Here is a 26,456-nt window from a genome sequence, read left to right as displayed (position 1 = left end):
CTTTTGGAAGGAACCAGCGCAATGAGTATCCGTAGTCTCAATATTGCCCCGCGTGCGGGCCTCGGTTTTGGCTTGTTGGCCCTGATGGTGTTTGCCCTTGGGGCGTTCGCCCTGCTGCAAATGTCGAACATGCGTGCCCAGTCCGACGAGGTCGACAACAACTGGCTGCCCAGCGTGATGGCGGTCGGCGAAATGAGTCAGGACATGCTGCGTCTGCGTGCGCTGACCATGCGCCTGTTGCTCAACCGCGATGCGCAGGCACTGCAGCAGAATGTCGCCAAGCTCAATGAACTTCGGGGTGCGCTCAGTCAGGCTCAGCAGCGTTACGACGTGTTGATCGTGCTGCCCGAGGAGCGCCGACTGTTTGATCGCTTCAAGGTCGCCGAGCACAAATATCTTGAGCTTCAGGCGCAGGTCATGCAGTTGTCTGCTCAGAACCGGGTGGAGGAGGCGGCGGCCATCCTCAATGGCGAGATGAGCCCCTTGGCCGACGAGATTGCGGTCACCCTGCGTGAACTGGTCGAACTGAACAAGCACAATGCCAATCTCGCCACCGAGGCTGCGCGGCTGGTCTTCACCAATTCGCGTGTGTGGGTCGGGGTCATGATCGGCATAACGGCGATTGTCACCATCGGCCTGGCGCTGTTGCTGACCCGAAGTATCGTACTGCCGTTGGCGCAATCATTGGGCGTGGCGCAAGTGGTGGCCGGCGGTGACTTGACCGGCGACATCAGCATTTCCGGCAAGGATGAGCCGGCGCGGCTGCTGCAGGCGCTCAAGAGCATGCAGCACAATTTGCGCGACACCATTCGGAAGATCTCGGAGTCGTCGAGTCAATTGGCTTCGGCCTCGGAAGAACTGAGCTGTGTCACGGAAGACGCCACGCGAGGGTTGCATCAGCAGAGTCTGGAGATCGAGCAGGCAGCCACGGCGGTCAATCAAATGACTGCAGCGGTGGAGGAGGTGGCCAGCAACGCTGTGGCGACATCCGAGGCTTCGCGCGAGTCCGACCGCATTGCTCAGCATGGTCGTGAGCAGGTGCGGCAGACCGTGACTTCAATCGAATCCCTCGCCGAGGACGTTACGGCCAATGCAACGCAAGTCGAAGACCTTGCACAGAAGGTTCATGGCATCAGTAAAGTTCTGGACGTGATTCGTTCGATTGCCGAGCAAACCAACCTGCTGGCGCTGAATGCGGCGATTGAAGCGGCCCGGGCCGGTGATGCCGGGCGTGGGTTTGCAGTGGTGGCGGATGAGGTGCGGGCATTGGCGCATCGTACCCAGCAGTCGACGCAAGAAATCGAGCAAATGATTGGCGGCATTCAGCAGGGCACCGATTCGGCGGTCAGTTCGATGCAGCGAAGCAATGTACGGGCGCGTTCGACGCTCGAATTGGCAAAGGCAGCCGGGACTGCGCTGGAGGAAATCGCCTCGGCGTTCACCTTGATCAATGAGCGCAATCTGGTGATTGCCAGCGCCTCGGAAGAGCAGGCAGCGGTGGCGCGGGAGGTGGATCGCAATTTGATGAATATTCGTGATTTGGCGATGCAGACGTCGGCGGGCGCCAATCAGACCAGTGCGGCGAGCCAGGAGTTGTCGCGGTTGGCAGTGGATCTGAACAACATGGTGGCTAAGTTCTCGGTCTGAGTGTGTGCTGATCCTGAGGTTGCCCTCACCCTAACCCTCTCCCGGAGGGAGAGGGGACTGACCGTGGGAGATTGGCGAGTTACGTCGACCTGAACATTCTTTGGTGAATCCACAATCGACTCGATCTTTCAGGTCGATGCATAGCGCCAGACATCTCGGTTGGCTCCCTCTCCCTCGGGAGAGGGCTGGGGTGAGGGGCGAGCCAGGCACAAATCTCCAGTCCAGCAGACGAAAAAAAGCCCCGCATTTTGCGGGGCTCTTTGCTATAGCGGTGAATCAGCTGCCTTTGACAGCCTTGCCGTTGACCGTGCCGTCCTGGAGCATGATGTTGTACTCCTTGCCGTCGGTTTCAACCTGTTGCAGGCGAACCAGCAGGTAATCCCAATCCTTGGCGAACCACAGGACGGTGATGCGCTTGCTTTGCGTCGGGTCGCGTACGCGCTCGACCTTGATTGCATCGATCTTGCCGGCCTTGGTCTCGACTTTTTCCGAGCCCAGTACGCGGAAGTCGTAGGTATCGACTTCGCCGTCATCGACCACTTGGTAGCTCATGGTTTTCTTGCCAGCGGCGACGTCATGTTGCAGTGCCAACTGATAAGTGGATTTGTCGACCATGCCACGGTTCAGCGGGATCTTCACCGCGTCGCCACGGTCGGTGCCGGTGACCATTTTGCTGTTCCAGTCGAAATCCAGATCAGCCTTCTTGGCCTTGCCCAGACCGCCACGTTCAAAGTGGTAGGACTGTGGCAGCAAGGTGTCCTTGTCCAAAGTCAGGGTGCTTTCTTCACTCAGGCTGGCAATCATCATCGAGGCCTTGAAGCTGAGTTTCCAGACACCGTTGGCTTCCTTGGTCAGGCTGCGTTCGGCGGTGCCGCTCATGGGCAGCTGCTTCCAGTCGGCGGTGTAGCTGGCGGAGAACGGTTGAAGGTCTGCCGCCTGTGCGAAAGGCAGGGCGAGCAGTGCGCAAGCGAAGAGCAGGGCGCGACGCATAATATCTCCTAGTTTCGAATCAAGTGGCCGCTGGCCGCGAGTAACTGGCCGTCCAGTGAAGCACCTTGCTCACCGAGTGCCAGTCGCCCTTCGGCAAACCAGCGTACGGCCAGCGGGTAGATCAGGTGTTCCTGAACATGCACTCGCTGCGCAAGAGTCTGCGGCGTGTCGTGCAACTCTACCGGTAATACTGCCTGTACGACCAGTGGCCCGCCATCGAGTTCCTCGGTGACGAAGTGTACAGAGCAGCCGTGCTCCTTGTCGCCGGCCTCCAGCGCGCGCTGATGAGTGTGTAACCCTTTGTATTTGGGTAGCAGCGACGGATGGATGTTGAGCAGGCGACCCTGATAGTGGCGAACGAAGTCAGCGCTGAGAATGCGCATGAATCCGGCCAGCACCACGAGCTTGGGATTGAATTCGTCGATCAGTTCGATCAGGGCTGCATCGAAGGCCTCGCGACCTTCAAATGCCTTGTGATCCAGTGAGCGGGTGGCGATACCCGCGTCACTGGCGCGTTGCAGGCCGTAGGCGTCGGCGCGGTTGGAAATCACCGCAGCGATGCGGACCGGGCTGTTGCCGGTCCGCGTGCTGTCGATCAGAGCCTGCAAGTTACTGCCGGTGCCGGACAACAGCACCACGACATCACAGGTTGCGGACATTAATGAGCCTTAAGGTTCTGCAGTTCAACCTGAGCAGCGCCTTCGGCAGCGACAGCGATCTGACCGATGACCCAAGGCTGTTCGCCGGCGTCACGCAGGGTGTTCAGAGTCACTTCAACGTGCTCCTGAGCGACGCAGATGACCATGCCGACGCCGCAGTTCAGCACGCGGTGCATTTCGGTCTCGTCAACGTTGCCTTTCTCTTGCAGCCAGTCGAAGACGGCAGGTCGAGTCCAGCTGGCCACATCAACAACGGCCTGAGCGCCTTTTGGCAGAACGCGCGGGATGTTGTCGAGCAGGCCGCCACCGGTGATGTGGGCCATGGCTTTGACGGCACCGGTGTCTTTGATCAACTTGAGCAGCGGCTTCACGTAGATGCGGGTTGGGGCCATCAGCAGGTCGCTCAGCGGTTTGCCGTCGAGCTGGGTGTTTTCGATGTCGGCGCCGGAGACTTCGATGATCTTGCGGATCAGCGAGTAGCCGTTCGAGTGCGGGCCGGACGACGGCAGGGCGATCAGGGCGTCACCGGTGGCGACTTTCGAGCCGTCGATGATTTCCGATTTTTCCACGACGCCGACGCAAAAACCGGCCAGGTCGTAGTCTTCGCCTTCGTACATGCCTGGCATTTCAGCGGTTTCGCCGCCTACCAGCGAGCAACCGGACAGTTCGCAGCCAGCGCCGATGCCGGTTACAACCTGGGCAGCGGTGTCGACGTTGAGCTTGCCGGTGGCGTAGTAGTCGAGGAAGAACAGTGGCTCGGCGCCGCACACTACGAGGTCGTTGACGCACATGGCGACCAGGTCGATGCCGATGCTGTCGTGCTTGTTCAGGTTCAGGGCCAGGCGCAGCTTGGTGCCGACGCCGTCAGTACCGGAAACCAGCACAGGTTGCTTGTAGCCGGCCGGGATTTCGCAGAGGGCGCCGAAACCGCCCAGGCCGCCCATGACTTCCGGACGCGCAGTGCGCTTGGCGACGCTCTTGATGCGTTCGACCAATGCTTCACCGGCGTCGATGTCTACACCGGCGTCCTTGTAGCTCAGGGAGGGTTGCTTGCTCATGATCCAGGCCTTTAGGGGGGATTCAGGGGTAACGACCGAGTCCAGCGGGGCGCCGAAGTCGATGGGGCGATTGCCTCACGCGAGTTTCGAGGTGCCCGGCTGTTGCCGGTCTGCGAAGGCGCGCGATTTTATCAGGCTTGAGGGGCAGCGGCCATCCTCACGCCGACGGGCAGGGGCATATCAGCAGAATTTTTTTGCAATTGAGGCATGTGGGTGCCTGTATAAGGTGTCGCAATTAACCGTCTATCGTTATGACTGTGCAAAAACTTACCGCCGCCGTGTGAATGTTTTGCAACGGCCGATGGTCACAGCCTTGCTCAACCGGTTCACGCGGCCTGTTCCAGCCGCTCCTGTCGACGGGAATTCTCCATGCGTTTTTGTAAATTGTTGTTTGTGGGTTGTTTGTCTGTGGTCAGCCTGGCGAGTCATGCCGAAAACCTCAAAGGCCTTTATCAAGTGCGTCAGCCGGTCAGCAGCCAAGGCCCGGAAGAGCGCGATCGCGCCACTCAGGCCGCGCTGGATACTTTGGTGCTGCGCCTGACCGGCGATCCCAAGGCGCCGCAAAATCCGGGGCTGGCGGCAGTTCGCAAGGACCCGCAGCAGATCATCAGTCAGTTCGGTTTTGATGCCGGGCCGCCAGAGGTGCTGAAAGTCGACTTCGACCCGAGCAGCACCGAACAGGCATTGCGCCGCGCCGGGTTGTCTTTGTGGGGCGCCAGTCGGCCGTCGATTCTGAGCTGGTGGCTGAACGATTCCACCGAAGGTTCCAGTCTGGTCGGTGATGGCCAGGCCGCCGCCGCGCCATTGCGTACTGCCGCTCAACATCGCGGACTGCCGCTGCGTTTGCCGCTGGCGGATCTGAGTGAACAGCTTGTTGCCACAGCACCTGCGCTGGAAGGTGCTGATCCGGCGCCGTTGCGCGGTGCGTCCGAGCGCTATAACGCTGACGCCTTGCTGGCCGTGCATACCCGCGAAGAGGGCGGGCAGTGGCAGGCTAAATGGCGCTTGTGGCTGGGTGATCAAAAAGAGGCGGGCAGTGTGCAAGGGGCCGATCAGGCTGCCGTGGCTGACGCCGTGATGCTGGCGGTGGCCGAGCGCCTGGCGCCACGTTTTGTTGCCAAGCCGGGTGCTTCGGGTCAGCAGACCCTGGAAGTGCAGGGCATGAATCTTGAGCATTACGCCGCACTGTTGCGGTTACTCGAACCGTTTGGCGTGCGTCTGCAGAGTGTCGATGGCGATCGCATCGTGTATCGAGTCAATGGCAGCGCCGATCAGATGCGCGCGCAGTTGTCGCTGGCGAAGTTGCAGGAGTTGCCCGCTGAAGCGCCGGTCCCGGTGGCCGTGCCGCAGCCTGCGGTGGCGGGTGCAGCGCCTGTAGCGGCTCCGGCCCCGACACCTGCTGCACCGTCGTTGCGGTTTCGCTGGTAAGTCTTTCTTTATATAGAAGCAGTAGGAGTGATACATGGCCGATACGCGGCGTTGGTTCTGGCTCGGTGGGGTTGTCCTGCTTTGCGCGTTTGTGTGGTTGCTGCATCCGATCCTCACGCCGTTTCTGGTGGCGCTGCTGTTGGCGTATCTGTTCGATCCGCTGGTGGATCGGTTGGAGAAGCTCGGTTTGTCGCGCACTTGGGGCGTGATCGCGGTGTTTGCCTTGTTCACCCTGATCGTCACGGCGCTGATGCTGGTGCTGGTGCCGATGCTCGCCAAGCAGTTGCTGCGTTTGTACGAACTGGCCCCGCAAATGCTCGACTGGTTGCAACACACCGCTGTGCCGTGGGCGCAGTCGAAACTGGGCTTGTCTGACGGGTTCTGGAAGTTCGACAAGGTCAAAGCGGCGATCAGCGAACACATGGGCCAGACCACCGACATCGTCGGCGTGGTACTGAGTCAGGCGACGGCCTCGAGTCTGGCGCTGATCGGCTGGCTGGCCAATCTGGTGCTGATCCCGGTGGTGAGTTTCTACTTGCTGCGCGATTGGGACGTAATGATGGCCAAGATCCGCAGCCTGTTGCCGCGTGATCGCGAGGAACGTGTGGTGGCGCTGGCCGGTGAGTGCCACGAAGTGTTGGGGGCGTTCGTTCGCGGCCAGTTGTTGGTGATGCTGGCGCTGGGCGTGATTTACGCGGCGGGGCTGATGATCGTCGGCCTGGAGCTGGGCTTGTTGATCGGCCTGATCGCGGGTCTGGCGGCGATTGTGCCGTACATGGGCTTTGTGATCGGCATCGGCGCGGCGCTGATCGCCGGGTTGTTCCAGTTCGGTGGCGATCTGTACCCGATGATCGGGATCGTCGCAGTGTTCATGGTCGGTCAGGCGTTGGAAGGCATGGTGCTGACGCCGTTGTTGGTGGGTGACCGGATCGGCCTGCATCCAGTGGCGGTGATCTTTGCGATTCTGGCTGGCGGTGAGCTGTTCGGTTTCACCGGTGTACTGCTGGCGCTGCCGGTGGCGGCGGTGATTATGGTGCTGGTGCGCCACGTGCACGATTTGTACAAGGATTCCGACATCTATAGTGGTGTCGACGAACCGGAGTTGTAACTTCATCATGGACGGCCCGGCATTGCGCCGGGTTGGCCCGTGTTTTGCGGGCACCACTGGCACGGCAGCGTCAGAGAATCTGCCATAAAACCAGTGTGTTAACGCAAACCTTTGATTTTGCTTGGACTCTGTCGCATTGTGCGCTCAGCTTCACGGGTATAAACTTCGCAAACTTTACACAGAGGCCACTAACGGTTCCTTGAGAACTGTTCAGTCAGCATGAAACCGATTCAGCTGCCCCTAGGTGTGCGTCTGCGTGACGACGCCACCTTCATCAACTACTACCCAGGCGCCAATGCCGCTGCACTCGGCTATGTCGAGCGCCTATGCGAAGCCGACGCCGGCTGGACAGAAAGCCTGATCTACCTGTGGGGCAAACATGGCGTAGGGCGCACGCATCTGTTGCAGGCAGCGTGTCTGCGTTTCGAGCAGATGGGTGAGCCGGCAGTTTACCTGCCACTGGCGGAGTTGATGGATCGCGGCGTCGAGATTCTCGACAACCTCGAGCAGTACGAGCTGGTTTGCCTGGATGACTTGCAGGTGATTGCCGGCAAGGCTGACTGGGAAGAGGCGATGTTTCATCTGTTCAACCGCCTGCGTGACAGCGGTCGGCGTCTGCTGATCGCGGCATCCACTTCGCCGCGTGAACTGCCGGTCAAACTGGCTGACTTGAAATCACGCCTGACCCTGGCGCTGATATTCCAGATGCGCCCACTCTCCGATGAAGACAAACTGCGTGCCCTGCAATTGCGTGCATCGCGTCGTGGTCTGCACCTGACCGATGAAGTCGGGCATTTTATTTTGACCCGTGGCACTCGCAGCATGAGCGCATTGTTCGACTTGCTCGAACAGCTCGATCAGGCCTCTTTGCAGGCTCAGCGTAAGCTGACAATTCCCTTCCTCAAAGAAACGCTAGGCTGGTAAATCCAAGGCTTTCAGCGGGTTTCGGCATATTTCAGGCGCCAGAAAATCCGCTTTCCTGCACGTTGTGCAGGCCGCGCTTCGATTCAAATGGGCTTAAGCGCTTAGATGTAAACGAGAAACCGAGAAGTCACAAAAAGATCGATTGAATTTGCAAATGAGGTTGATAGCGGGCATAGTCTCGGCTTCTTTACAACTATCAGCCACGGTCGTGCCCATGCTAAAGCGCTTCGCACCCCTCGTGCCTCTCGCACTCGTCACCCTGTTGTACGGTTGTGCTGCTCATTCTCCAGTCCAAGAGCAGCCTCAACAGGTTAAAAATTCTGCCACTGCCCAGTCTTCCGTTATTTACCAGGAAGAGCTGGACACCGAAAAAGAACTGTCGGACTTCAACAAGAAGCCTTACGAGCTTCCGGTTTTGGCCGACAGCATCCTCGAACGCGGCATGTCCCTGATCGGTACCCGTTACCGTTTCGGCGGTACCTCCGAAGCCGGTTTCGATTGCAGCGGTTTCATCGGCTATCTGTTCCGCGAAGAAGCCGGCATGAACCTGCCGCGCTCCACCCGCGAAATGATCAACGTGGATGCTCCGCTGGTATCGCGTAGCAATCTCGAGCCTGGCGATCTGCTGTTCTTCGCCACCAACGGTCGTCGCGGTCGTGTCAGTCACGCCGGGATCTACCTGGGTGACAATCAGTTCATTCACTCCAGCAGCCGTCGCAGCGGCGGTGTTCGCATAGACAGCCTGGGTGACAGTTACTGGAGCAAGACCTTCATCGAAGCCAAACGTGCTTTGGCGAACGCTCCTACTGTAGTGACTGCTCGCAAGTAATCTTCCCTTTGTCGCTGCATTCGCGGCGACAAAAACGGCTTCCGGTAACGGAGTAGACCTATACTTTACAAGGTGAAGTTAAAGTCTTACTTGAAGTTTGTCGCGTAGCCGCTAGAATCCTGAATCTATATTGATGGCAAACCGCCTGCGTGCCACGCAGGCGGTTTTGTTTTCTGTCCATTCGGCAGAGAAAGCCGCAGCCAGATCAGGATGTTCTGCTTATGACCATGTCGGCCCGCCTCGCATTGATGTTCTTCGCAGCGCTACTCAGCGCCTGCGCCAGTCGTACGCCGCCGCCTGCGCCAGTGGTTCGCGCGCCGGTGGTGTTTGGGCCTTCCCAAGCCTTTTCTCCTGCTGCTGAAGACGTGCTGTTCCGTGCGCTCGGCCTGGTCGGCACGCCTTATCGCTGGGGCGGCAATACACCGGACTCGGGATTTGATTGCAGTGGGCTGATCGGCTTCGTCTACCGTGATGCTGCCGGTATTTCTCTGCCGCGCTCCACGCGCGAGCTGATCGTCATGCAGGCGCCGAATGTCGGTAAGGAAGGATTGCAGACCGGTGATCTGATCTTCTTCGCCACCAATGGTGGTTCGCAGGTCAGTCATGCGGGGATTTACGTCGGGGAAGGGCGCTTCGTGCATGCGCCGGCAACTGGCGGCACGGTGAAGCTCGATAGCCTTTCGAAGGCCTATTGGCAGAAGGCGTATTTGAGTGCCAAGCGTGTGTTGCAGCCTGAGCATCTGGCGCGTAACCCGTAATTCAAGCAGCACATCACCCAATGTAGGGGTGAGCCTGCTCGCGAAAGCATCGTGTCAGTCGACATCATCGTTGACTGAAACACCGCTATCGCGAGCAGGCTCACTCCTACAGTTGTTTTGGGGCAGGTCAAATTATTTGGTAGAAGAAACGCGCCAAACCTTGTTCCCCACATCATCCGCCACCAGCAAGCCACCTTGCTGGTCGATCACCACGCCTACCGGGCGACCCAGTGCGTTCTCGTCCTTGTCGAGGAAACCGGTCAGCACATCCACCGGTTGGCCCGTTGGCTTGCCTGCCGCAAACGGCACGAAAATCACTTTATAGCCGCTGTGCGGTTTACGGTTCCACGAACCATGCTGGCCGATGAACGCGCCTTCCTTGAACTGCGCCGGCAGGGTGTTGCCCCCGGCGAACGTCAGGCCCAACGAAGCGGTGTGGGGGCCGACGGCGTAGTCCGGAGCGATGGCTTTGGCGACCAGGTCAGGATTCTGCGGCTCCACCCGCACATCGACGTGCTGGCCGTAATAGCTGAATGGCCAACCATAGAAGCCGCCATCCTTGACCGAGGTAATGTAGTCCGGCACCAGATCGCTGCCGATCTCGTCACGTTCGTTGACGGCTGTCCACAGCGCGCCACTGGTGGGCTCCCACGCCAGGCCGTTAGGGTTGCGGATGCCTGAGGCAAAGATCCGGTGATTGCCGGTCGCCCGGTCCACTTCCCAGATCGCCGCGCGACCTTCTTCCTGATCCATGCCGTTTTCGCCGACGTTGCTGTTCGAGCCGACGGTGACGTACAGCTTGCTGCCGTCCTTGCTGGCGATAACGTTTTTCGTCCAGTGGTGATTCAGCGTGCCACCGGGCAGATCCGTCACCTTGATCGGCTGTGTCTTGATCTCGGTCGCACCGGCTTCGTAGTTGAAGCGCAGCAAACGATCGGTGTCGGCGACATACAGATCATTGCCAACCAGGGTCATGCCGAACGGCGAGTTGAGGTTTTGCAGAAACACCGTGCGGGTTTCAGCTACGCCGTCGTGGTCGGCGTCACGCAGCAACGTAATGCGATTCGGGCTTGGTACGCCGGCTCCGGCCTTGCCCATGACTTGCTTCATCACCCAGCCACGGATGCCTTTGCTGTCGTCGGGTTTTGGCGGGGCGTTGGTTTCTGCCACCAACACGTCGCCATTGGGCAGCACGTAGAGCCAGCGCGGATGATCGAGGCCTTCGGCAAACGCAGCCACTTGTGTGCCTGACGCGGCAGTCGGTTTTGCGCCCTCGGGCCAGCCGATCGCCGGGGCGATATTCACCGTCGGGATCAGGGTTTTATTCGGCTCAGGCAGTTTCGGTGACGGGCCGGTGCCGTCGGTGACTTGCAGGCTGGAGGATTCACCACAGGCGGCGAGCCCTCCGGCGAGAGCGATGACGAGAGCGAGCTGGGACTTGCGCATTACTGATCTTCCCTATGAATGCATTGACCTAATCATAGAGAAGCGCGCAAGCCCGATGGTTCAACTGCTCAACCGCGGGCCTCTTTGAACAGCACGGCGATGCCCGGGTGATAGTTGCCGGCTTCACTGCGCAACTTGCGGTAGGCATAGGGGAAATACCAGGCGACGGCGCAGGTGTGTTCCTTCTGTAGGTCGTCGACCATGTCCTGCAGTTCTTCGGGGCTGGCGCTGTGCTGGGCTTTTTGCGGCGCAACAAACAGGCAGCCGAGCTTGAGGTCGCTGGCGAAGCTGATGCGTTTGGCGTCGCTGGTGATTTCCAGCAGGGCTTGGGTCAGGTTGAGGTTGTTGACCCGAGGCCAGCGTTGCGTGGCCTGAATGTAAGCGCGGTCTTCGCTGCCAGCGAGGAACAGATCGGCGCGGGCATTGCGTTCGCCTTCTTCGTTCTGCTTGCGCGTGGCCGTCTGTTCAAGCGTAACCAGTTCGGCCATCCAGGCTGCCGCCGAGAGCAGCCCTAGATTGGCTTTTTCGTCATGCCAGTAGGGCGTGTCGCTGTCGCCGCGCACGGCGTTGTAACGGTCGATACAGTCAAACCAGCGTTCCAGCACCGGACGCAGAAATTCCAGGCGCGGGTTGCTGATGATCATGCCTTGCATGTGGCTCACCTTATTCTTGTGTGATGTGAGATTGTGGCTCTTTGATATCACTCTTGAGACTGTGGCACAAGATTGGCGTCAGATAATTGATCGGCGGCAGTTATTCGCCCGTTGGCCCCCTCTTTAATTGACGCTCCACCCCCAACCCTCTAACCTTCGCGGCTTGTTTCAGGTGCTCTGTGGCTTGCGTCGACAGAGTGAAACAGGGAAGCCGGTGAGGGTTGTCTTCAGAGCAAGTACGACCACGATCCCGGCGCTGCCCCCGCAACGGTAAATGAGTGAAAACTGCGTCTTGTGCCACTGCTCAACAGCGGGAAGGCGCGCAGTCCGGCGAACGCCGCTCATGAGCCCGGAGACCGGCCTGATCCATCCAGCGGCATCACGGTGGGCGATGCCAGGCTTTTTGCCGTCTATTCTTGTGCCTGCCCGCCGTTATCCAGCCTCAACGGAGAGCTCCCCCATGACTGATTCCCCCGAGCGTGACGAACGCCATCTGGCGCGTATGCAGCGCAAAAAAGCCGTGATCGATGAACGCATCGCCAACTCGCCTGACGAGTGCGGCCTGGTGCTGGTCCTGACCGGCAACGGCAAAGGCAAAAGCAGTTCGGCGTTCGGCATGCTCGCCCGCGCCATGGGCCACGGCATGCAGTGCGGCGTGGTGCAGTTCATCAAGGGACGCCACAGCACGGGCGAAGAGTTGTTCTTTCGCCGCTTCCCCGAGCAAGTGCGTTTCCACGTCATGGGCGAGGGCTTCACTTGGGAAACCCAGGATCGTCAGCGCGACATCGCCGCCGCCGAAGCCGCGTGGGAAGTGTCCCGTGAACTGCTGCGCGCTCCGTCGATCGGTCTGGTGGTGCTGGATGAATTGAACATTGCCCTCAAGCACGGCTACCTCGATCTTGATCAGGTGCTCAGCGACTTGCAGGCGCGTCCGCCGATGCAGCATGTGATCGTCACCGGTCGCGGCGCCAAGCCGGAAATGATCGAGATGGGCGACACCGTCACCGAAATGGGCATGCTCAAACACGCTTTTCAGGCTGGCATCAAAGCGCAAAAAGGCGTCGAACTTTGAATCAACCACGTCACTGCCCGGCGGTACTGATCGCCGCGCCGGCCTCCGGTCAGGGCAAGACCACCGTCACCGCCGCGCTGGCCCGTTTGCATCGCAATCAGGGGCGCAAGGTGCGCGTGTTCAAGTGCGGGCCGGACTTTCTCGATCCGATGATTCTCGAGCGCGCCAGCGGTGCGCCGGTGTATCAACTGGACATGTGGATGGTTGGCGAGCAGGAGAGCCGTCGCCTGTTGTGGGAAGCCGCCGCTGAAGCTGATCTGATTCTGATTGAAGGCGTGATGGGCCTGTTCGACGGCACGCCGTCGAGCGCGGATCTGGCGCGGCATTTCGGCGTGCCGGTGCTCGGCGTGATCGACGGTACGGCCATGGCGCAGACCTTTGGTGCGTTGGCGCTGGGCTTGGCGAAGTATCAGCCGGACTTGCCGTTCGCTGGAGTTTTGGCTAACCGTGTCGGCACATTGCGGCATGCGCAGTTGTTGGAAGGCAGTCTTACCGAAGGTTTGCGCTGGTACGGCGCGTTGTCCCGCGAGACTGGCATCGAATTGCCGAGCCGTCACCTCGGCCTGGTTCAGGCCAGTGAACTCAATGACCTCGATATGCGCCTGGACGCTGCTGCCGAAGCGCTTGCCAGCAGTTGCGAGGTAGCGCTGCCACCGGCCGTGGAATTTGCCGCGCCTGAGGTCATCACTGCAGAGCCGTTATTGAAAGGTGTACGAATTGCCATCGCCCGCGATGAAGCCTTTGCCTTCACCTATGGTGCGAGCCTCGATCTGCTGCGAGCGATGGGCGCTGAGTTGAGTTTCTTCTCGCCGATTCGCGACACGCAATTACCTGAGGCGGACAGCCTTTACCTGCCCGGCGGTTACCCGGAATTGCATCATGTGGCGCTGGCGCAGAACACCGCGATGCTCGACGCGATCCGTGCACACCATGCGGCGGGCAAGCCGTTGCTCGCCGAGTGTGGCGGCATGCTGTATCTGCTCGATTCGTTGACCGACGTTGAAGGCACTCGTGCTGAGCTGGTCGGACTTCTGGCGGGTGATGCGGTGATGCAAAAGCGTCTGGCCGCTCTGGCGCTGCAAGCGGTGGATCTGCCAGAAGGTTCGCTGCGCGGCCACACTTATCACCATTCCCTGACGACCACTGAATTGACACCGATAGCCCGGGGCCTGAGCCCGAATGGCGGGCGCGGGGCAGAGGCGGTTTATCGGGAAGGGCGGATGACGGCTTCGTATGTGCACTTTTATTTCCCGTCGAATCCTGTGGCTATCGCTGCGCTGTTTGCGGCTGACTCCGAAGTCGCCTTCGCGAGCAGGCTCGCTCCCACAGTTGAAACGGTGGTGACTGAAGAAATGCGATCCCCTGTAGGAGCGAGCCTGCTCGCGAAAGGGCCATGACAGACAACGCATTTTCCGAAGCCGAACGCGCAGCGGTCTACAAAGCCATCGCCGAACGCCGCGACATGCGCCACTTCACCGGTGGCACCGTCGCGCCCGAACTGCTGAGCCGCTTGCTCGAAGCCGCGCACCAGGCGCCAAGCGTCGGCCTGATGCAGCCTTGGCGATTCATCCGCATCAGCGACCGCACCCTGCGCGGGCAGATCCAGAATCTGGTGGAAGAAGAGCGCATCCGCACCGCCGAAGCCCTCGGCGAGCGCAGCGATGAGTTCATGACACTCAAGGTCGAAGGCATCAATGATTGCGCGGAAGTGCTGGTCGCCGCGCTGATGGACGATCGAGAAAAACACATCTTCGGTCGCCGCACGCTGCCGGAAATGGACATGGCGTCGCTGTCCTGTGCGATCCAGAATCTTTGGCTGGCATCGCGCGCCGAAGGACTGGGCATGGGCTGGGTCTCGCTGTTCGAGCCGCAAGCGCTGGCTGATCTGTTGAAGCTACCGGCGGGGGCCAAGCCGTTGGCCGTTCTTTGTCTTGGCCCGGTCAAGGAATTCTATCCGGCGCCGATGCTGGTACTCGAAGGGTGGGCGCAGGCGCGTCCGCTCAATGAGTTGCTGTATGAAAATTATTGGGGAGTGAGTCAATGAGTGTGGCGTTGTTGAGTGTCGCCGCAGTGGCGCTGGATGCGCTGCTGGGTGAACCGAAACGCTGGCATCCGCTGGTGGCGTTCGGCAATTTTGCCGGGCGCATCGAGCAACGTTTCAACGCCGGTGGCCGTGGCTGGCGCAGTCATGGCGTCACCGCGTGGGTGATCGCGGTGCTGCCGCTGACGTTGCTCGCCACCGCGTTTTCCTGGGCGCCGTACGTGGGCTGGATCGTCGAGATTCTCGCGCTGTATTGCGCCCTCGGCATGCGCAGCCTCGGCGAGCACGTCGAGCCAGTGGCCAAGGCGTTGCGCGCTGATGATCTGGACGAGGCGCGTAAGCGTGTCGGCTATCTGGTCAGTCGCCAGACCAGCGAACTCGACAGCACCGCCGTCGCTCGTGCCGCCACCGAATCGGTGCTGGAAAACGGCAGCGACGCGGTGTTCGCCGCGTTGTTCTGGTTTGCCGTGGCGGGCGCGCCGGGCGTCGTCCTCTACCGTTTGAGCAACACCCTCGACGCGATGTGGGGCTATCGCAACGAACGCTTCGAGCGTTTCGGCTGGTGCGCGGCAAAGATCGACGACGTCCTCAACTATATTCCCGCACGCCTTGTGGCTTTGACCTACGCAGTGCTGGGCAAAACCCGACTGGCCTTGAAGTGCTGGCGCACGCAGGCGCCGAAATGGGACAGCCCCAATGCCGGCCCGGTGATGGCGGCCGGTGCCGGTGCGCTCGGTGTGGAACTGGGTGGCCCGGCGATTTACCACGGCGTATTGCATGAGCGTCCGCAACTGGGCGAAGGCGTTCAGGCCGATGCCGACTCTATTGATCGTGGCTGGCAATTGGTTCAGCGCGGCGTATGGTTGTGGCTGCTGATTCTCTGCGTGGGGGCTGAATTCTATGCTTGAGCACGGTGGCCGGCTGCGCAAGGCTGCACTCGATTACGGTATCGCCGAGGCCGACTGGCTCGATCTGTCCAGCGGTCTGGCGCCGTGGCCGTTTGCGATCCCGGAAATCCCGCTGCGCGCCTGGGCACGCTTGCCGGAAACCGATGACGGTCTGGAGCAGGCGGCGTGCGATTACTACGGCGCATCGCAAGTGCTGCCGGTGGCCGGTTCGCAGATGGCGATCCAGTTGCTGCCGCGTTTGCGTCGGGCCGGCAAGGTCGGTGTGCTGTCGCCGTGTTATGCCGAGCACGCCGAAGCCTGGCGCCGCAGCGGCTACATCGTGCGCGAAGTTCTGGAGCAGGAAGTCGAGTTTTTTCTCGACAGCCTCGACGTGCTGGTGGTGGTCAATCCGAACAACCCGACCGGCCTGAGCTTGACCCCGGCGCGCCTGCTCGACTGGCATGCACGACTGGCCCCGCGCGGCGGTTGGCTGGTGGTTGATGAAGCGTTCATGGACAACACTCCGCAGCTGAGTCTGGCTGCGCACACCCATCAGATCGGTCTGATTGTGTTGCGCTCGTTCGGCAAGTTCTTCGGTCTGGCCGGGGTGCGACTGGGTTTTGTACTGGCCGAGCGCAAGTTGCTCAAGCTGCTCGCCGAACAGGTCGGGCCGTGGGCCGTCAGCGGGCCGACGCGGGTGCTGGGCCAAGCCTGTCTGCAAGACACCGAAGGCCACACACGCCAGCGGATTCGCAGCGATGAGGCCAGCGAACGGCTGGCGCTGTTGCTGGAACGCTACGGTTTCAAACCGCAGGGTGGTTGCGCGCTGTTTCAGTGGCTGATCACCGAGCACGCGCAAGCGCTGCACGAATTCATGGCCCGACGGGGGATTCTCCTGCGCATCTTCCCCCACAACAGCAGTGTGCGTTTCGGCTTGCCCGCCAACGCCGCTGAAGAATCCCGTCTCGAACAAGCGCTGCAAGCGTTCGCCAAGGAAATCCAATGACAACGCTGATGGTGCAAGGCACCACGTCCGACGCCGGTAAAAGCACACTGGTGACGGCGCTGTGCCGCTGGGCGACCCGGCAGGGCGTGGCCGTGGTGCCATTCAAGCCGCAGAACATGGCGCTCAACAGCGCGGTGACCGCCGACGGTGGCGAGATCGGCCGCGCGCAAGCGGTGCAGGCGCAAGCCGCGAACCTTGAGCCGCACACCGACATGAACCCGGTGCTGCTAAAACCCAATAGCGATACCGGCGCGCAAGTGATCATCCATGGCCGCGCCGTCACCAGCATGAACGCCGTTGCCTATCACGACTACAAAGCCATCGCGATGAAAGCGGTGCTGGCCTCCCACGAGCGACTCAGCGCCGCGTATCCGCTGGTGATGGTCGAGGGCGCCGGCTCGCCGGCGGAGATCAATCTGCGTGCCGGCGATATCGCCAACATGGGCTTTGCCGAAGCAGTCGATTGCCCGGTGCTGCTGATCGCCGACATCAATCGTGGCGGCGTTTTCGCTCATCTGGTGGGCACGCTGGAACTGCTCTCGCCGAGCGAACAGGCACGGGTCAAAGGCTTCATCATCAACCGTTTTCGCGGCGACATTGCCTTGCTGCAGCCGGGCCTCGACTGGCTGGAACAGCGCACCGGCAAACCGGTGGTCGGCGTGCTCCCTTATGTGATGGATCTGCATCTTGAGGCCGAGGACGGCATCGATCAGCGCCAGACCGACAAGGCCGAGCAGGTGTTGAAAGTGGTGGTGCCGGTGCTGCCGCGCATCAGCAACCACACCGATTTCGATCCGCTGCGTCTGCACCCACAAGTGGATCTGCAGTTTGTCGGCCCGGGGCAAGCGATTCCGCCGGCTGACCTGATCATCCTGCCGGGCTCGAAAAGCGTGCGCAGTGATCTGGCCTATCTGCGCGCCAATGGCTGGGAAACAGCGATCAGTCGCCATTTGCGTTACGGCGGCAAAGTGCTGGGGATTTGCGGCGGTCTGCAAATGCTCGGCGAGCAGGTGCACGATCCGCTCGGTCTGGAAGGCGCGCCGGGTTCCAGCGCCGGGCTCGGTTTGCTCGCGTTCGAAACTACGCTGGAAGCCGAGAAGCAACTGCGCAATGTGCGCGGGCGTCTGACACTGGAAGATGCCGAGGTCAGTGGCTATGAGATTCATGCCGGTGTAACCACCGGGCCGGCGCTGGAGAATGCAGCGGTGCAGCTCGATGATGGTCGTTGCGACGGTGCGCAGAGTGTTGACGGGCAAGTGTTCGGCACCTATCTGCATGGCCTGTTCGAGTCGCCGGCGGCCAGTGCGGCGTTGCTGCGCTGGGCCGGGTTGAGCGATGTGCAGGAGGTGGATTACCACGGGTTGCGCGAGCGTGATATCGAGCGCCTGGCGGATCTGGTGGAGAAGCATCTCGATACTGATCTGTTGCGTCAGCTCTGTGGGATTTGAGTTGCCTGTGCTGGCCTCATCGCGAGCAGGCTCACTCCCACAGGGTTTTGGGCCTTACACAAAATTCAAGGCTGCTCGAGATCCTTTGTAGGAGTGAGCCTGCTCGCGATAGCGCCAGTTGCCTCACCACATAACTTTCAGGATGTCCCCATGCTCCAACTGATCCTCGGCGGCGCCCGCTCCGGCAAAAGTCGTCTGGCCGAAAAACTCGCCACTGACAGTGCGCTGGCCGTGACCTACATCGCCACCAGCCAACCGCTGGACGGCGAGATGAACGACCGCGTCGCCCATCACCGCGCCCGTCGTCCTGCCGAATGGGCACTCATCGAAGAACCGCTCGAACTGGCCCGTGTCCTGCGCGAAAACGCCAGCGTCACGCAATGCTTGCTGGTCGATTGCCTGACCCTGTGGCTGACCAACCTGCTGATGCTCGATGACGCCGAGCGTCTCGCCGCCGAACGCGACGCCTTGCTCGACTGCCTGGCGACACTGCCGGGCGAAATCATTTTTGTCAGCAACGAGACCGGAATGGGTGTCGTGCCGCTGGGCGAATTGACTCGCCGCTACGTCGATGAAGCCGGTTGGCTGCATCAAGCTTTGGCTGAGCGCTGTCAGCGTGTTGTCCTGACCGTCGCCGGCCTGCCCCTGACTCTGAAAGGATCTGCGTTATGACCCAAACCTGGTGGCTGAACCCCTGCAAACCGGTGCATGCCGATATCGTCGAGCAAGCGGCAGCGCGGCAACAGCAACTGACCAAGCCGGCCGGTTCGCTGGGGCGGCTTGAGTCGGTGGCGGTGCAACTGGCCGGTCTGCAAGGGCAGGTGAAACCGACGCTTGAGCAGGTCTGGATTGCGATTTTTGCCGGTGATCATGGCGTGGTCGCCGAAGGCGTATCGGCGTATCCGCAGGAAGTCACCGGGCAAATGCTGCTCAACTTCGTCAGCGGCGGCGCGGCGATCAGCGTGTTGGCGCGACAGCTCAATGCACAGCTGGAAGTGGTGGATCTGGGCACGGTGACGCCGTCGCTGAACCTGCCGGGCGTGCGCCACCTGAACATCGGCCCGGGCACTGCGAACTTTGCGCAGGGTTCGGCAATGACGCAGGCCCAAGGTGAACTTGCATTGCAGGCCGGTCGCGACAGTGTGTTGCGAGCCAAAGCCGCAGGCGCGCAGTTGTTCATCGGCGGAGAAATGGGCATCGGTAATACCACTGCGGCCAGTGCGCTGGCCTGTGCCTTGCTCGACTGCCCTGTCGCGCACCTGACCGGCCCCGGCACCGGGTTGAATGCCGAGGGCGTCAGCCATAAGGCGCAAGTGATCGAGCGCGCATTAGCCTTGCACACAGCTCAGCGTGGCGATGCCTTGCAGACTTTGTTCAACCTCGGCGGTTTCGAGGTTGCTGCGTTGGTCGGCGCCTATCTGGCGTGTGCGCAGGAAGGTATTGCGGTGCTGGTCGACGGCTTTATCTGCACAGTCGCCGCGTTGGTGGCGGTGCGCTTGAATCCGGCTTGCCGCGAGTGGCTGCTGTTCGGCCATCGCGGTGCCGAGCCGGGCCACCGTCATGTGCTGGAGGCGCTGAACGCCGAACCGTTGCTGGAACTCGGCCTGCGCCTGGGTGAGGGCAGCGGTGCGGCGTTGGCGGTGCCGTTGTTGCGTCTGGCCTGTGATCTGCACGGGCAGATGGCAACGTTCGCCGAAGCCGCTGTGGCGGATCGTCCGGCATGACCTTGCATCTGGATCTGCTACGCCACGGCGAGACTGAACTGGGCGGTGGTTTGCGCGGCAGTCTCGACGATGCGCTCACTGAAAAGGGCTGGGCGCAGATGCGCGAAGCCGTGATTGCGGGCGGGCCTTGGGATCGACTGGTCAGTTCGCCGTTGCAGCGTTGCGCGCGGTTCGCCGCTGAGCTTGGCGAGCAACTGAATCTGCCGGTGCAACTGGACAAAGATCTGCAAGAGCTGCACTTCGGCGCTTGGGAAGGGCAGAGCGCCGCCGCGTTGATGGACACGGATGCCGAGGCGTTGGGGCTGTTCTGGGCTGATCCGTATTCGTTCACGCCACCGCAGGGTGAGCCGGTCAGCGACTTTTCTGCGCGAGTGTTGGCAGCGGTTGCGCGGCTAAACGCGGCGTATGCGGGTGAACGGGTGCTGTTGATCAGTCATGGCGGTGTGATGCGCCTGTTGCTGGCGCAGGCTCGGGGTTTGCCGCGTGAGCAATTGCTCAATGTCGAGGTGGGTCACGGCGCGTTGTTTTCACTCACGGTCGCCGTTGATGGTTCGCTCAAGGAAGGTCACTGACATGTTGCCGCTGTGGATCGCCCTGCAATTTCTCAGCAGTTTGCCGATTCGATTGCCCGGAATGCCGGAGCCGGAACAGCTTGGGCGATCACTGCTGTTCTATCCGTTGGTGGGGCTGCTGTTCGGCGTGATTCTGTGGGCGCTGAACTTGGTGTTGGCCGGTGCGCCATTGCTGCTACACGCAGCGTTGCTGTTGACGGTGTGGGTGTTGCTCAGCGGCGCGTTGCACCTTGATGGTCTGGCCGACAGCGCCGATGCCTGGCTCGGCGGGTTTGGTGATCGTGAGCGCACGCTGACGATCATGAAAGATCCGCGCAGTGGGCCGATTGCGGTGGTGACGCTGGTGTTGGTGTTGTTGCTCAAGTTCGCCGCATTGTTGGCGTTGATTGACCAGCAGCAGGCGGTGGCGCTGATCATCGTGCCGTTGCTCGGGCGGGCGGCGCTGCTGGGGTTATTTCTGACCACGCCGTATGTGCGTGCGGGTGGGTTGGGGCAGGCATTGGCCGATCATCTGCCGCGCAGGGCGGGGTGGTGGGTGCTGGGGATCAGCGCCTTGGCTTGTGTGATCATCGCCGGGCTCAAGGCAATTGTTGCGCTGCTGGTCGCTGTCGGTGTGTTTGTCTGGTTGCGGCACGTGATGGTGCGGCGGTTGGGCGGGACGACCGGGGATACGGCGGGGGCTTTGCTGGAATTGCTGGAGATGGCGGTGTTGGTTGGATTGGTTTTGGTTTGAAAGATTTCTATCAGTCATGCCGGCCTGCTCGCGATAGCGATTTTTCGGGCGCTACAAATGTTATGGATAAACTCATGTGTAACTTGATTTAACACAGTCGCGGGTATATACACGCACCATGCTTCCTTCTCAGTGTTTATGCACCAACCTGCGTCGCGCCGCTCGTGGCGTCAGCAGGCATTACGACGGCGCTCTCGATGGCTTCGGGATCAACGTTGCCCAGTATTCTTTGCTGTGCAATCTGCAACGTCTGGATCAACCGAGCATTTCTGAACTGGCCGAAGCCATGGGCCTGGATCGCAGCACCCTCGGGCGCAATCTGCGCGTGCTCGAAGGCGAAGGGCTGGTGGCGCTGGCTGAGGGCGAAGACATGCGCAACCGCATCGTCAAGCTCACCGATACCGGTGTGCAGCGCCTGGCGGCAGCTTTGCCGGCGTGGGAAGCGGCGCAGCAGCGGTTGATCGACCGCTTGGGTGCCGAGAAGCGTGAGACCTTGCTCAGACTGCTGGACGAACTGGCATAGCGCCGGTTTTTTCGGATTCAAGCGGGTATATACCCGCGACTGGAGAATAACAATGACATCGATGTGGCGTACGTGCGGTTGGGTGTTGCTGGGGAGTGCGCTGATCCTGGCGTTGTCATTGGGCGTGCGGCACGGTTTCGGTCTGTTTCTGTCGCCGATGAGCGCGCAGTTCGGCTGGGGGCGTGAAGTGTTCGCCTTCGCCATCGCCTTGCAGAACCTGATCTGGGGCCTGGCCCAGCCGTTCACTGGTGCGCTGGCCGACCGTTTCGGTGCGGCGAAAGTGGTATTGGTCGGCGGTGTGCTCTACGCCTTGGGCCTGGTGTGCATGGGCTTGTCCGACTCGGCGGTGACTCTCTCGCTGAGCGCCGGTTTGCTGATCGGTATCGGTTTGTCCGGCACCTCGTTCTCGGTGATCCTCGGCGTGGTCGGTCGCGCCGTGCCACCGGAGAAACGCAGCATGGGCATGGGCATTGCCAGCGCTGCGGGTTCTTTCGGCCAGTTCGCGATGTTGCCGGGTACGTTGGGGCTGATTGGCTGGCTCGGATGGTCCGCGGCGCTGCTGGTGTTGGGCCTGTTGGTGGCGATGATCGTGCCGCTGGTGAGCATGCTCAAGGACAAACCGCTGCCGGTGCTCGGCCATGAGCAAACATTATCCGAGGCCCTGCGCGAAGCCTGTTCGCATTCCGGGTTCTGGCTGTTGGCGTTGGGCTTTTTTGTCTGTGGATTTCAGGTCGTTTTTATCGGTGTGCATCTGCCGGCGTATCTGGTCGATCAACACCTGCCGGCCACAGTCGGCACCACGGTGCTGGCGCTGATCGGCCTGTTCAACATCTTCGGCACCTACACGGCCGGATGGCTGGGTGGGCGCATGTCCAAGCCGCGCTTGCTGACGGCGCTGTATTTGTTGCGGGCAGTGGTGATCGTGTTGTTCCTGTGGCTGCCGGTGACGACGACAACGGCCTATCTGTTCGGCATGGCCATGGGGTTCTTGTGGCTGTCGACGGTGCCGTTGACCAACGGTACGGTGGCGACCTTGTTTGGCGTGCGAAACCTGTCCATGCTCGGTGGCATCGTGTTCCTGTTCCATCAGCTCGGTTCGTTCCTCGGCGGCTGGCTGGGCGGAGTGGTGTATGACCGTACCGGGAGTTATGACTTGATCTGGCAAGTGGCGGTGCTTCTGAGCCTGCTGGCGGCTGCGTTGAATTGGCCGGTGCGCGAGCGTCCGGTCGAGCGCCTGCAAGCGAGCGCCGTATGAGCCGACTCTGGCCACGCATTGCCTTTATTGCACTCGGCACCGCCCTGCTGGCGCTGGTGTGGTGGGGCTGGCATCAGGGTGGTCTGGCCTTGATGCAGTTGGGCATGAGTATTTGCTAGAAAGAAGCCCGGCGAGTAACTTCATGGTTTGAAGACTTCTCAAGGATGCCCGACATGCTGATGCGCTGGTGTGCTGTTCCCGCGTTGCTGATGGCGTTGACTGGCCTGGCTCAGGCCGCTGACTGTCCGGAATTGTTGCAAGGCTCGCTGCCCAAATTGCGCGCCAAGGAATCCATCGATCTGTGTCAACGCTATGCCGATAAACCGCTGGTGGTGATCAATACCGCCAGCTTCTGTGGTTTTGCGCCACAGTTCGAAGGCCTTGAGGCGCTCAATCAGCGCTATAAGGCGCAGGGGCTGGAAATGCTCGGCGTACCGTCGAACGACTTCAAACAAGAGTCCAAGGACAGCGCCGAGACCGCCAAGGTCTGCTACGCCAACTACGGCGTGACGTTCGCCATGACCGAGCCGCAAAAAGTACGCGGTGATGACGCCACGCATCTGTTCCAGGTGCTCGCTGCGCAGAGTAGTGCGCCGAAGTGGAATTTCTATAAGTACGTGGTCGATCGTCAGGGTAAAGTGATCGCCAATTTCTCCAGCCTGACCAAGCCCGATGATCCGGAATTTATTGCGGCGATTGAGAAGGCTATCGCTTCAAAACCACTGAAACCCTGATCGGCACCCATGAAAAAGCCCCGCCTCTGCAAAGAGAGCGGGGCTTTTTAGTGGGCGAGGGATCAGCCTCGCCCAACAGCATCAGAAGCGGTAAGTAGCGCCGACACCGAAACCGTTTGCCGAGTTTTCATACTTGGAGTTGTAAGTCTGGCCACGATCGTTTTCGTTGCGAATGTTGACCGACTCTTCCTTCAGGTACGAGTAAGCGACGTCGATGGTCAGGTCTTCGGTCGGGCTCCAGCCAGCGCCGATGCTGAAGATGGTCCGGTCGCCGGTAGGGATGCGTGGCGAACGGTCGACGTTGTTGGTTGGCGACTGGTCGAAGGTCAGACCGGTACGCAGTACCCATTCCTTGTTCAACTGATACGAAGTACCGATTGCATAGGCCCAGCTGTCATGCCAGTTCTGGTCTTCGTTGATCTCGCCGAACTGGCCGGCCAGCGCCGGCTGTACGCCGGAGTTCTTGACGGTGATCTTCTCCAGTTGGCTCCAGCGGGTGAAGGTAGTACCGGCATAAACGTTCCAGCGGTCGTTGATCGCCTGGGTGACCGAGAGGTCGACGGACTCAGGTGTGGTGATCTTCAACGAAGCATCGTACTTCTGGCTCGGGTTCAGACCGGCCAAGGCCAGTACACCGTAGTTGACCTTGGTGTTGCCTTCGAGCTTGTAGTCGACTTTCGAGTGGTACGTCAGACCCACGCGGGTAGAGTCGGTGGCTTGTACCAGCAAGCCAACGTTGTAGCCCAGTGCGGTGTCGTCACCCTTGATCTTGACCTTGCCGTCTGGCGCTGCCTGAGTGATCGACAGGTTGGATTCCAACGAACCGTCGATGCGGTTGATGGTCGGGCCGAAACCGATAGACACCTTGTCGTTGAAGGCGTAGCTGACGGTTGGCTGGAAGGTGATGACTTGTACTTCGGACTTGCTGCCGAAGTAACGGCCGGCAAAGCCGTTTTCATAATCAGTGATCAGGCCGAACGGCACATAAACGCCGAGGCCGAATGCCCAATGATCATCAATCGGTTTGACGTAGAAGCCCATAGGTACAGCTGTGAAGGGCACCATGTCGCCTTTGTTGCTGCCGCCGTTGGGGCTGGAGCTGGCATTGCTGATATCGGTATGAGCATCGACAACGGCTACACCGCCGGTAACTTGTTCGCGCTTGATGCGCGACATGCCGGCGGGGTTGCCATAAACAGTACTTGCGTCGTCTGCAGAAGAAGATCGCCCGGCAAAACCAGTCCCCATCCCACTGATGCTTTGTTCGTTGAGGGCAAAGCCGGCCGCGAAAATTTGAGTGGAGGCAAGGGTAACGGCAAGGCTAAGGGTGGTTTTGAGCATGACTTTTTTCATTATTAGAACTCCTGGTGATCACCGGGGCGAAAATTACCAACATTTTCGCCTCAGCGCTATAGTCTGTATGCCTTGAGTTAGAGCGGTTTTGTAGGACAATCAGACCAAAATCACGACCGGTTGAGCGATCTTGTGAAACTGCTCGGTCAGCAAGCGACCTGATTCAGCGGTGAAACACAAGTTTGCCAGGCGTACGTGAAGTCACGCAGACGACCCTGAGGCTGGAAGGTCTGACGCCAGATGCGCGCCATGCCGAGCAGATCGTTCGGTTCGGGGAGGGTGGGGTTTTGTTCTTCTACCAATAGCCAGGCGATGGCTGTGGCGTAACGTAGATTGACGGTCAGTTCCAGGTGCGGGCCGCTTAGAAAGGCATGTTGACTGGCGAGCCCGCGAACCAGGCTGGCACGCTCCGGATCGAGCGCGAGGTAATCATCCCAGAGTGCCTGATGACGATGCTCGGCGATGCGGTAGAGGCCGTGGCCACGGCGGTCATGGAGGGCTGATCCGAGGGCGGACTGGCTGGCGGCAATGCCCAGCAAAAGGGATTCGGCGGTTGCGCAGTGGCGTCCCAGATAAATCAGCGTAGGACGGATCACATAGCGACACAGTTCGCTGGCAGCGATACCCATAAATCCCTCGGATCTTGTTATTGGGCGGCGAAACCTGAAGGGGGCCTTGGCAGCGGTGGATCGACTCAGGCTCGCCGGAAGCGGATCACGCCGCTTGAGTTGAAGTGTAGTGTCATATTCGCGACGTAAAGGCCTGTTTTTAAAATATTTCCGGCTGCGAGTTATAACCCTTATATCCGATGGTGCTTATGCGCCAAGAGTAAAAAGTGAAACATCAGGCAATAAAAAGCCCCGCGTTTTAAGCGAGGCTTTTGCTTTTGCAGCCTTTGCGGCTCTCAGGCAATCAATGCCTGACGGGTACGGTCGATCACGGCCTGCAGCGGTTCGGCGCTGGAGTATTGATCGGGGTACAGACGCTCGCTGTGGCGGGCGATCCCGTGTTCATTGACTACGGTGAAGCTGAAGCAGCCTTTGCGAGCGGCCATGATCAGGCAGTTCATTGGAGCAAAAGCATTGGTTAGGGTGCGAATGGCATCCTGAGTATGGATTTGAGTAGACATAGTTATTAGGTGTTCCTACAAATGACACGGATAAGAACCGTGCAACGTTAAAACGTTCCAGTAATGTCGACCACCATTGGTCGAACAAAGAACCCGACTGGAACAAAGCAGCCAGTTTGAAGCGCTGATAATTTGGCGCGCTTGGGCTGGCAGGTAGGTACTTAGGAGGGCAGGCAACACATCAAGGGCAAAGGTTCTGGGCCCGGGGTGAAGATCCTGATCAATTTGCAGGTTGGTTCGGTCAGAGTAAGTAGCCTTCGCAACACCCTTTGCATTCATTCAAAGGCGGTGTCGTCGCAAGATTTACCTGGAAACCATCGAGGGGTCGTTCCCGCTTTTTTCGGTGAAGGCTTCCGTGAAGAAGATTGACCGTGGGGATGTGTTCGACCGGAATTGACTTTCAGCTTGGTACTAACGCTGCGGATACTAACGGATCGAAATGGGTAAAGCAAACTCTGCGGTGAAAAATATTGCAGGCG

General features: G+C 60.2%; 28 protein-coding genes and 1 riboswitch. Of the genes, 20 read left to right on the top strand and 8 right to left on the bottom strand.

Features of this window, described 5'->3' with window-relative positions; all coding sequences use genetic code 11:
* Positions 1-21: 21 nt before the first annotated feature.
* Complete coding sequence (locus tag ACIOVB_RS17915; RefSeq protein WP_401269922.1) at positions 22-1,647, top strand: methyl-accepting chemotaxis protein; 1,626 nt, start codon at positions 22-24, stop codon at positions 1,645-1,647.
* Between the two features lie 276 nt (positions 1,648-1,923).
* On the opposite strand, the gene ACIOVB_RS17910 is transcribed toward ACIOVB_RS17915, so the two are convergent.
* Genes ACIOVB_RS17910 through purM form a run of 3 tightly spaced genes read right to left on the bottom strand, consistent with a single transcriptional unit; the run spans position 1,924 to position 4,354 of the window.
* On the bottom strand, positions 1,924-2,637 hold the full coding sequence (locus tag ACIOVB_RS17910; RefSeq protein ID WP_166220242.1) for a DUF3108 domain-containing protein: 714 nt from the start codon (positions 2,635-2,637) through the stop codon (positions 1,924-1,926).
* Positions 2,638-2,645: 8 nt separating this feature from the next.
* Positions 2,646-3,296 carry a phosphoribosylglycinamide formyltransferase gene (purN, locus tag ACIOVB_RS17905; RefSeq protein ID WP_401269919.1) on the bottom strand — a complete coding sequence of 217 codons (651 nt, stop codon included), beginning with the start codon at positions 3,294-3,296 and terminating at the stop codon, positions 2,646-2,648.
* Positions 3,296-4,354: a phosphoribosylformylglycinamidine cyclo-ligase gene (gene purM, locus ACIOVB_RS17900; protein WP_401269917.1), complete on the bottom strand. Its 1,059-nt coding sequence runs from the start codon at positions 4,352-4,354 to the stop codon at positions 3,296-3,298. Before purM ends, purN begins: the two co-directional genes overlap by 1 nt.
* 369 nt (positions 4,355-4,723) lie before the next feature.
* Here purM and ACIOVB_RS17895 point away from each other — a divergent pair, with 369 nt between their 5' ends.
* From ACIOVB_RS17895 to ACIOVB_RS17875, 5 genes are all read left to right on the top strand, one after another.
* Positions 4,724-5,782, top strand: a complete 1,059-nt coding sequence (locus ACIOVB_RS17895; protein WP_401269916.1) for a DUF2066 domain-containing protein — start codon at positions 4,724-4,726, stop codon at positions 5,780-5,782.
* Positions 5,783-5,816: 34 nt separating this feature from the next.
* A complete protein-coding gene (locus ACIOVB_RS17890) occupies positions 5,817-6,890 on the top strand; it encodes an AI-2E family transporter (RefSeq protein ID WP_187677451.1) in 1,074 nt (357 codons plus the stop codon).
* 219 nt (positions 6,891-7,109) lie between these two features.
* Complete coding sequence (gene hda, locus ACIOVB_RS17885; protein ID WP_007919828.1) at positions 7,110-7,814, top strand: DnaA regulatory inactivator Hda; 705 nt, start codon at positions 7,110-7,112, stop codon at positions 7,812-7,814.
* A gap of 214 nt (positions 7,815-8,028) precedes the next feature.
* Entirely contained in the window at positions 8,029-8,643 is a 615-nt protein-coding gene (locus tag ACIOVB_RS17880; protein WP_187677453.1) for a C40 family peptidase, read from the top strand.
* Between the two features lie 221 nt (positions 8,644-8,864).
* Positions 8,865-9,401 (top strand): C40 family peptidase, encoded by a 537-nt coding sequence (locus tag ACIOVB_RS17875; RefSeq protein WP_401269912.1) that lies wholly within the window; start codon positions 8,865-8,867, stop codon positions 9,399-9,401.
* Between the two features lie 132 nt (positions 9,402-9,533).
* Here ACIOVB_RS17875 and ACIOVB_RS17870 read toward each other — a convergent pair whose 3' ends face one another.
* On the bottom strand, positions 9,534-10,847 hold the full coding sequence (locus ACIOVB_RS17870; RefSeq protein ID WP_401269910.1) for a PQQ-dependent sugar dehydrogenase: 1,314 nt from the start codon (positions 10,845-10,847) through the stop codon (positions 9,534-9,536).
* A gap of 68 nt (positions 10,848-10,915) precedes the next feature.
* The gene (locus tag ACIOVB_RS17865) at positions 10,916-11,500 is read right to left on the bottom strand and encodes a hypothetical protein (protein ID WP_401269907.1); all 585 of its coding nucleotides are present in this window, start codon (positions 11,498-11,500) and stop codon (positions 10,916-10,918) included.
* Positions 11,501-11,653: 153 nt separating this feature from the next.
* Positions 11,654-11,880, top strand: a riboswitch (cobalamin riboswitch).
* 80 nt (positions 11,881-11,960) lie between these two features.
* Between ACIOVB_RS17865 and cobO the strand changes: the two genes are divergently transcribed.
* The 14 genes from cobO (at position 11,961) to ACIOVB_RS17795 (ending at position 23,495) form a co-directional block, all read left to right on the top strand.
* On the top strand, positions 11,961-12,572 hold the full coding sequence (gene cobO, locus ACIOVB_RS17860) for a cob(I)yrinic acid a,c-diamide adenosyltransferase (RefSeq protein WP_401269904.1): 612 nt from the start codon (positions 11,961-11,963) through the stop codon (positions 12,570-12,572).
* A complete protein-coding gene (locus tag ACIOVB_RS17855) occupies positions 12,569-13,969 on the top strand; it encodes a cobyrinate a,c-diamide synthase (RefSeq protein ID WP_401269901.1) in 1,401 nt (466 codons plus the stop codon). The genes cobO and ACIOVB_RS17855 overlap by 4 nt, the downstream gene beginning before the upstream one ends.
* Positions 13,966-14,616, top strand: coding sequence for a 5,6-dimethylbenzimidazole synthase (bluB, locus tag ACIOVB_RS17850; RefSeq protein ID WP_401269898.1), 651 nt, complete (start codon positions 13,966-13,968; stop codon positions 14,614-14,616). The genes ACIOVB_RS17855 and bluB overlap by 4 nt, the downstream gene beginning before the upstream one ends.
* Entirely contained in the window at positions 14,613-15,521 is a 909-nt protein-coding gene (gene cbiB / locus ACIOVB_RS17845; protein WP_401269896.1) for an adenosylcobinamide-phosphate synthase CbiB, read from the top strand. Before bluB ends, cbiB begins: the two co-directional genes overlap by 4 nt.
* The gene (gene cobD, locus ACIOVB_RS17840; RefSeq protein WP_401269894.1) at positions 15,514-16,506 is read left to right on the top strand and encodes a threonine-phosphate decarboxylase CobD; all 993 of its coding nucleotides are present in this window, start codon (positions 15,514-15,516) and stop codon (positions 16,504-16,506) included. The genes cbiB and cobD overlap by 8 nt, the downstream gene beginning before the upstream one ends.
* Complete coding sequence (locus ACIOVB_RS17835; RefSeq protein ID WP_401269893.1) at positions 16,503-17,954, top strand: cobyric acid synthase; 1,452 nt, start codon at positions 16,503-16,505, stop codon at positions 17,952-17,954. The genes cobD and ACIOVB_RS17835 overlap by 4 nt, the downstream gene beginning before the upstream one ends.
* 150 nt (positions 17,955-18,104) lie before the next feature.
* Positions 18,105-18,626, top strand: a complete 522-nt coding sequence (cobU, locus tag ACIOVB_RS17830) for a bifunctional adenosylcobinamide kinase/adenosylcobinamide-phosphate guanylyltransferase (protein WP_401269891.1) — start codon at positions 18,105-18,107, stop codon at positions 18,624-18,626.
* The gene (gene cobT / locus ACIOVB_RS17825) at positions 18,623-19,678 is read left to right on the top strand and encodes a nicotinate-nucleotide--dimethylbenzimidazole phosphoribosyltransferase (protein ID WP_401269889.1); all 1,056 of its coding nucleotides are present in this window, start codon (positions 18,623-18,625) and stop codon (positions 19,676-19,678) included. Before cobU ends, cobT begins: the two co-directional genes overlap by 4 nt.
* Positions 19,675-20,250 carry an alpha-ribazole phosphatase family protein gene (cobC, locus tag ACIOVB_RS17820; RefSeq protein ID WP_187677465.1) on the top strand — a complete coding sequence of 192 codons (576 nt, stop codon included), beginning with the start codon at positions 19,675-19,677 and terminating at the stop codon, positions 20,248-20,250. The genes cobT and cobC overlap by 4 nt, the downstream gene beginning before the upstream one ends.
* A gap of 1 nt (position 20,251) precedes the next feature.
* Positions 20,252-20,983 (top strand): adenosylcobinamide-GDP ribazoletransferase, encoded by a 732-nt coding sequence (locus ACIOVB_RS17815; protein WP_401269886.1) that lies wholly within the window; start codon positions 20,252-20,254, stop codon positions 20,981-20,983.
* A gap of 118 nt (positions 20,984-21,101) precedes the next feature.
* Positions 21,102-21,506, top strand: coding sequence for a MarR family winged helix-turn-helix transcriptional regulator (locus ACIOVB_RS17810; protein WP_187677467.1), 405 nt, complete (start codon positions 21,102-21,104; stop codon positions 21,504-21,506).
* 52 nt (positions 21,507-21,558) lie between these two features.
* Positions 21,559-22,761: an MFS transporter gene (locus tag ACIOVB_RS17805; RefSeq protein ID WP_401269883.1), complete on the top strand. Its 1,203-nt coding sequence runs from the start codon at positions 21,559-21,561 to the stop codon at positions 22,759-22,761.
* Positions 22,758-22,880: a hypothetical protein gene (locus ACIOVB_RS17800; protein ID WP_401269881.1), complete on the top strand. Its 123-nt coding sequence runs from the start codon at positions 22,758-22,760 to the stop codon at positions 22,878-22,880. Before ACIOVB_RS17805 ends, ACIOVB_RS17800 begins: the two co-directional genes overlap by 4 nt.
* A gap of 54 nt (positions 22,881-22,934) precedes the next feature.
* A complete protein-coding gene (locus ACIOVB_RS17795; protein ID WP_187677469.1) occupies positions 22,935-23,495 on the top strand; it encodes a glutathione peroxidase in 561 nt (186 codons plus the stop codon).
* Positions 23,496-23,576: 81 nt separating this feature from the next.
* On the opposite strand, the gene ACIOVB_RS17790 is transcribed toward ACIOVB_RS17795, so the two are convergent.
* From ACIOVB_RS17790 to ACIOVB_RS17780, 3 genes are all read right to left on the bottom strand, one after another.
* A complete protein-coding gene (locus ACIOVB_RS17790; RefSeq protein WP_187677470.1) occupies positions 23,577-24,848 on the bottom strand; it encodes an OmpP1/FadL family transporter in 1,272 nt (423 codons plus the stop codon).
* A gap of 146 nt (positions 24,849-24,994) precedes the next feature.
* Positions 24,995-25,477, bottom strand: coding sequence for a hypothetical protein (locus ACIOVB_RS17785; protein WP_401269879.1), 483 nt, complete (start codon positions 25,475-25,477; stop codon positions 24,995-24,997).
* Positions 25,478-25,752: 275 nt separating this feature from the next.
* Entirely contained in the window at positions 25,753-25,977 is a 225-nt protein-coding gene (locus ACIOVB_RS17780; protein ID WP_003223079.1) for a hypothetical protein, read from the bottom strand.
* Between the last annotated feature and the right edge of the window lie 479 nt (positions 25,978-26,456).

Origin of the sequence: Pseudomonas sp. NPDC087639 (genome assembly GCF_044743385.1) — a bacterium.
Lineage (GTDB): Bacteria > Pseudomonadota > Gammaproteobacteria > Pseudomonadales > Pseudomonadaceae > Aquipseudomonas.
This window is presented reverse-complemented; position numbering and strand designations above follow the sequence as displayed.

Coding starts and splice junctions, on each gene's coding strand:
- ACIOVB_RS17915 (WP_401269922.1), top strand. CDS start 22: ATGAGTATCCGTAGTCTCAATATTGCCCCGCGTGCGGGCCTCGGTTTT.
- ACIOVB_RS17910 (WP_166220242.1), bottom strand. CDS start 2,637: ATGCGTCGCGCCCTGCTCTTCGCTTGCGCACTGCTCGCCCTGCCTTTC.
- purN (WP_401269919.1), bottom strand. CDS start 3,296: ATGTCCGCAACCTGTGATGTCGTGGTGCTGTTGTCCGGCACCGGCAGT.
- purM (WP_401269917.1), bottom strand. CDS start 4,354: ATGAGCAAGCAACCCTCCCTGAGCTACAAGGACGCCGGTGTAGACATC.
- ACIOVB_RS17895 (WP_401269916.1), top strand. CDS start 4,724: ATGCGTTTTTGTAAATTGTTGTTTGTGGGTTGTTTGTCTGTGGTCAGC.
- ACIOVB_RS17890 (WP_187677451.1), top strand. CDS start 5,817: ATGGCCGATACGCGGCGTTGGTTCTGGCTCGGTGGGGTTGTCCTGCTT.
- hda (WP_007919828.1), top strand. CDS start 7,110: ATGAAACCGATTCAGCTGCCCCTAGGTGTGCGTCTGCGTGACGACGCC.
- ACIOVB_RS17880 (WP_187677453.1), top strand. CDS start 8,029: ATGCTAAAGCGCTTCGCACCCCTCGTGCCTCTCGCACTCGTCACCCTG.
- ACIOVB_RS17875 (WP_401269912.1), top strand. CDS start 8,865: ATGACCATGTCGGCCCGCCTCGCATTGATGTTCTTCGCAGCGCTACTC.
- ACIOVB_RS17870 (WP_401269910.1), bottom strand. CDS start 10,847: ATGCGCAAGTCCCAGCTCGCTCTCGTCATCGCTCTCGCCGGAGGGCTC.
- ACIOVB_RS17865 (WP_401269907.1), bottom strand. CDS start 11,500: ATGCAAGGCATGATCATCAGCAACCCGCGCCTGGAATTTCTGCGTCCG.
- cobO (WP_401269904.1), top strand. CDS start 11,961: ATGACTGATTCCCCCGAGCGTGACGAACGCCATCTGGCGCGTATGCAG.
- bluB (WP_401269898.1), top strand. CDS start 13,966: ATGACAGACAACGCATTTTCCGAAGCCGAACGCGCAGCGGTCTACAAA.
- cbiB (WP_401269896.1), top strand. CDS start 14,613: ATGAGTGTGGCGTTGTTGAGTGTCGCCGCAGTGGCGCTGGATGCGCTG.
- cobD (WP_401269894.1), top strand. CDS start 15,514: ATGCTTGAGCACGGTGGCCGGCTGCGCAAGGCTGCACTCGATTACGGT.
- ACIOVB_RS17835 (WP_401269893.1), top strand. CDS start 16,503: ATGACAACGCTGATGGTGCAAGGCACCACGTCCGACGCCGGTAAAAGC.
- cobU (WP_401269891.1), top strand. CDS start 18,105: ATGCTCCAACTGATCCTCGGCGGCGCCCGCTCCGGCAAAAGTCGTCTG.
- cobT (WP_401269889.1), top strand. CDS start 18,623: ATGACCCAAACCTGGTGGCTGAACCCCTGCAAACCGGTGCATGCCGAT.
- cobC (WP_187677465.1), top strand. CDS start 19,675: ATGACCTTGCATCTGGATCTGCTACGCCACGGCGAGACTGAACTGGGC.
- ACIOVB_RS17815 (WP_401269886.1), top strand. CDS start 20,252: ATGTTGCCGCTGTGGATCGCCCTGCAATTTCTCAGCAGTTTGCCGATT.
- ACIOVB_RS17810 (WP_187677467.1), top strand. CDS start 21,102: ATGCTTCCTTCTCAGTGTTTATGCACCAACCTGCGTCGCGCCGCTCGT.
- ACIOVB_RS17805 (WP_401269883.1), top strand. CDS start 21,559: ATGACATCGATGTGGCGTACGTGCGGTTGGGTGTTGCTGGGGAGTGCG.
- ACIOVB_RS17800 (WP_401269881.1), top strand. CDS start 22,758: ATGAGCCGACTCTGGCCACGCATTGCCTTTATTGCACTCGGCACCGCC.
- ACIOVB_RS17795 (WP_187677469.1), top strand. CDS start 22,935: ATGCTGATGCGCTGGTGTGCTGTTCCCGCGTTGCTGATGGCGTTGACT.
- ACIOVB_RS17790 (WP_187677470.1), bottom strand. CDS start 24,848: ATGAAAAAAGTCATGCTCAAAACCACCCTTAGCCTTGCCGTTACCCTT.
- ACIOVB_RS17785 (WP_401269879.1), bottom strand. CDS start 25,477: ATGGGTATCGCTGCCAGCGAACTGTGTCGCTATGTGATCCGTCCTACG.
- ACIOVB_RS17780 (WP_003223079.1), bottom strand. CDS start 25,977: ATGTCTACTCAAATCCATACTCAGGATGCCATTCGCACCCTAACCAAT.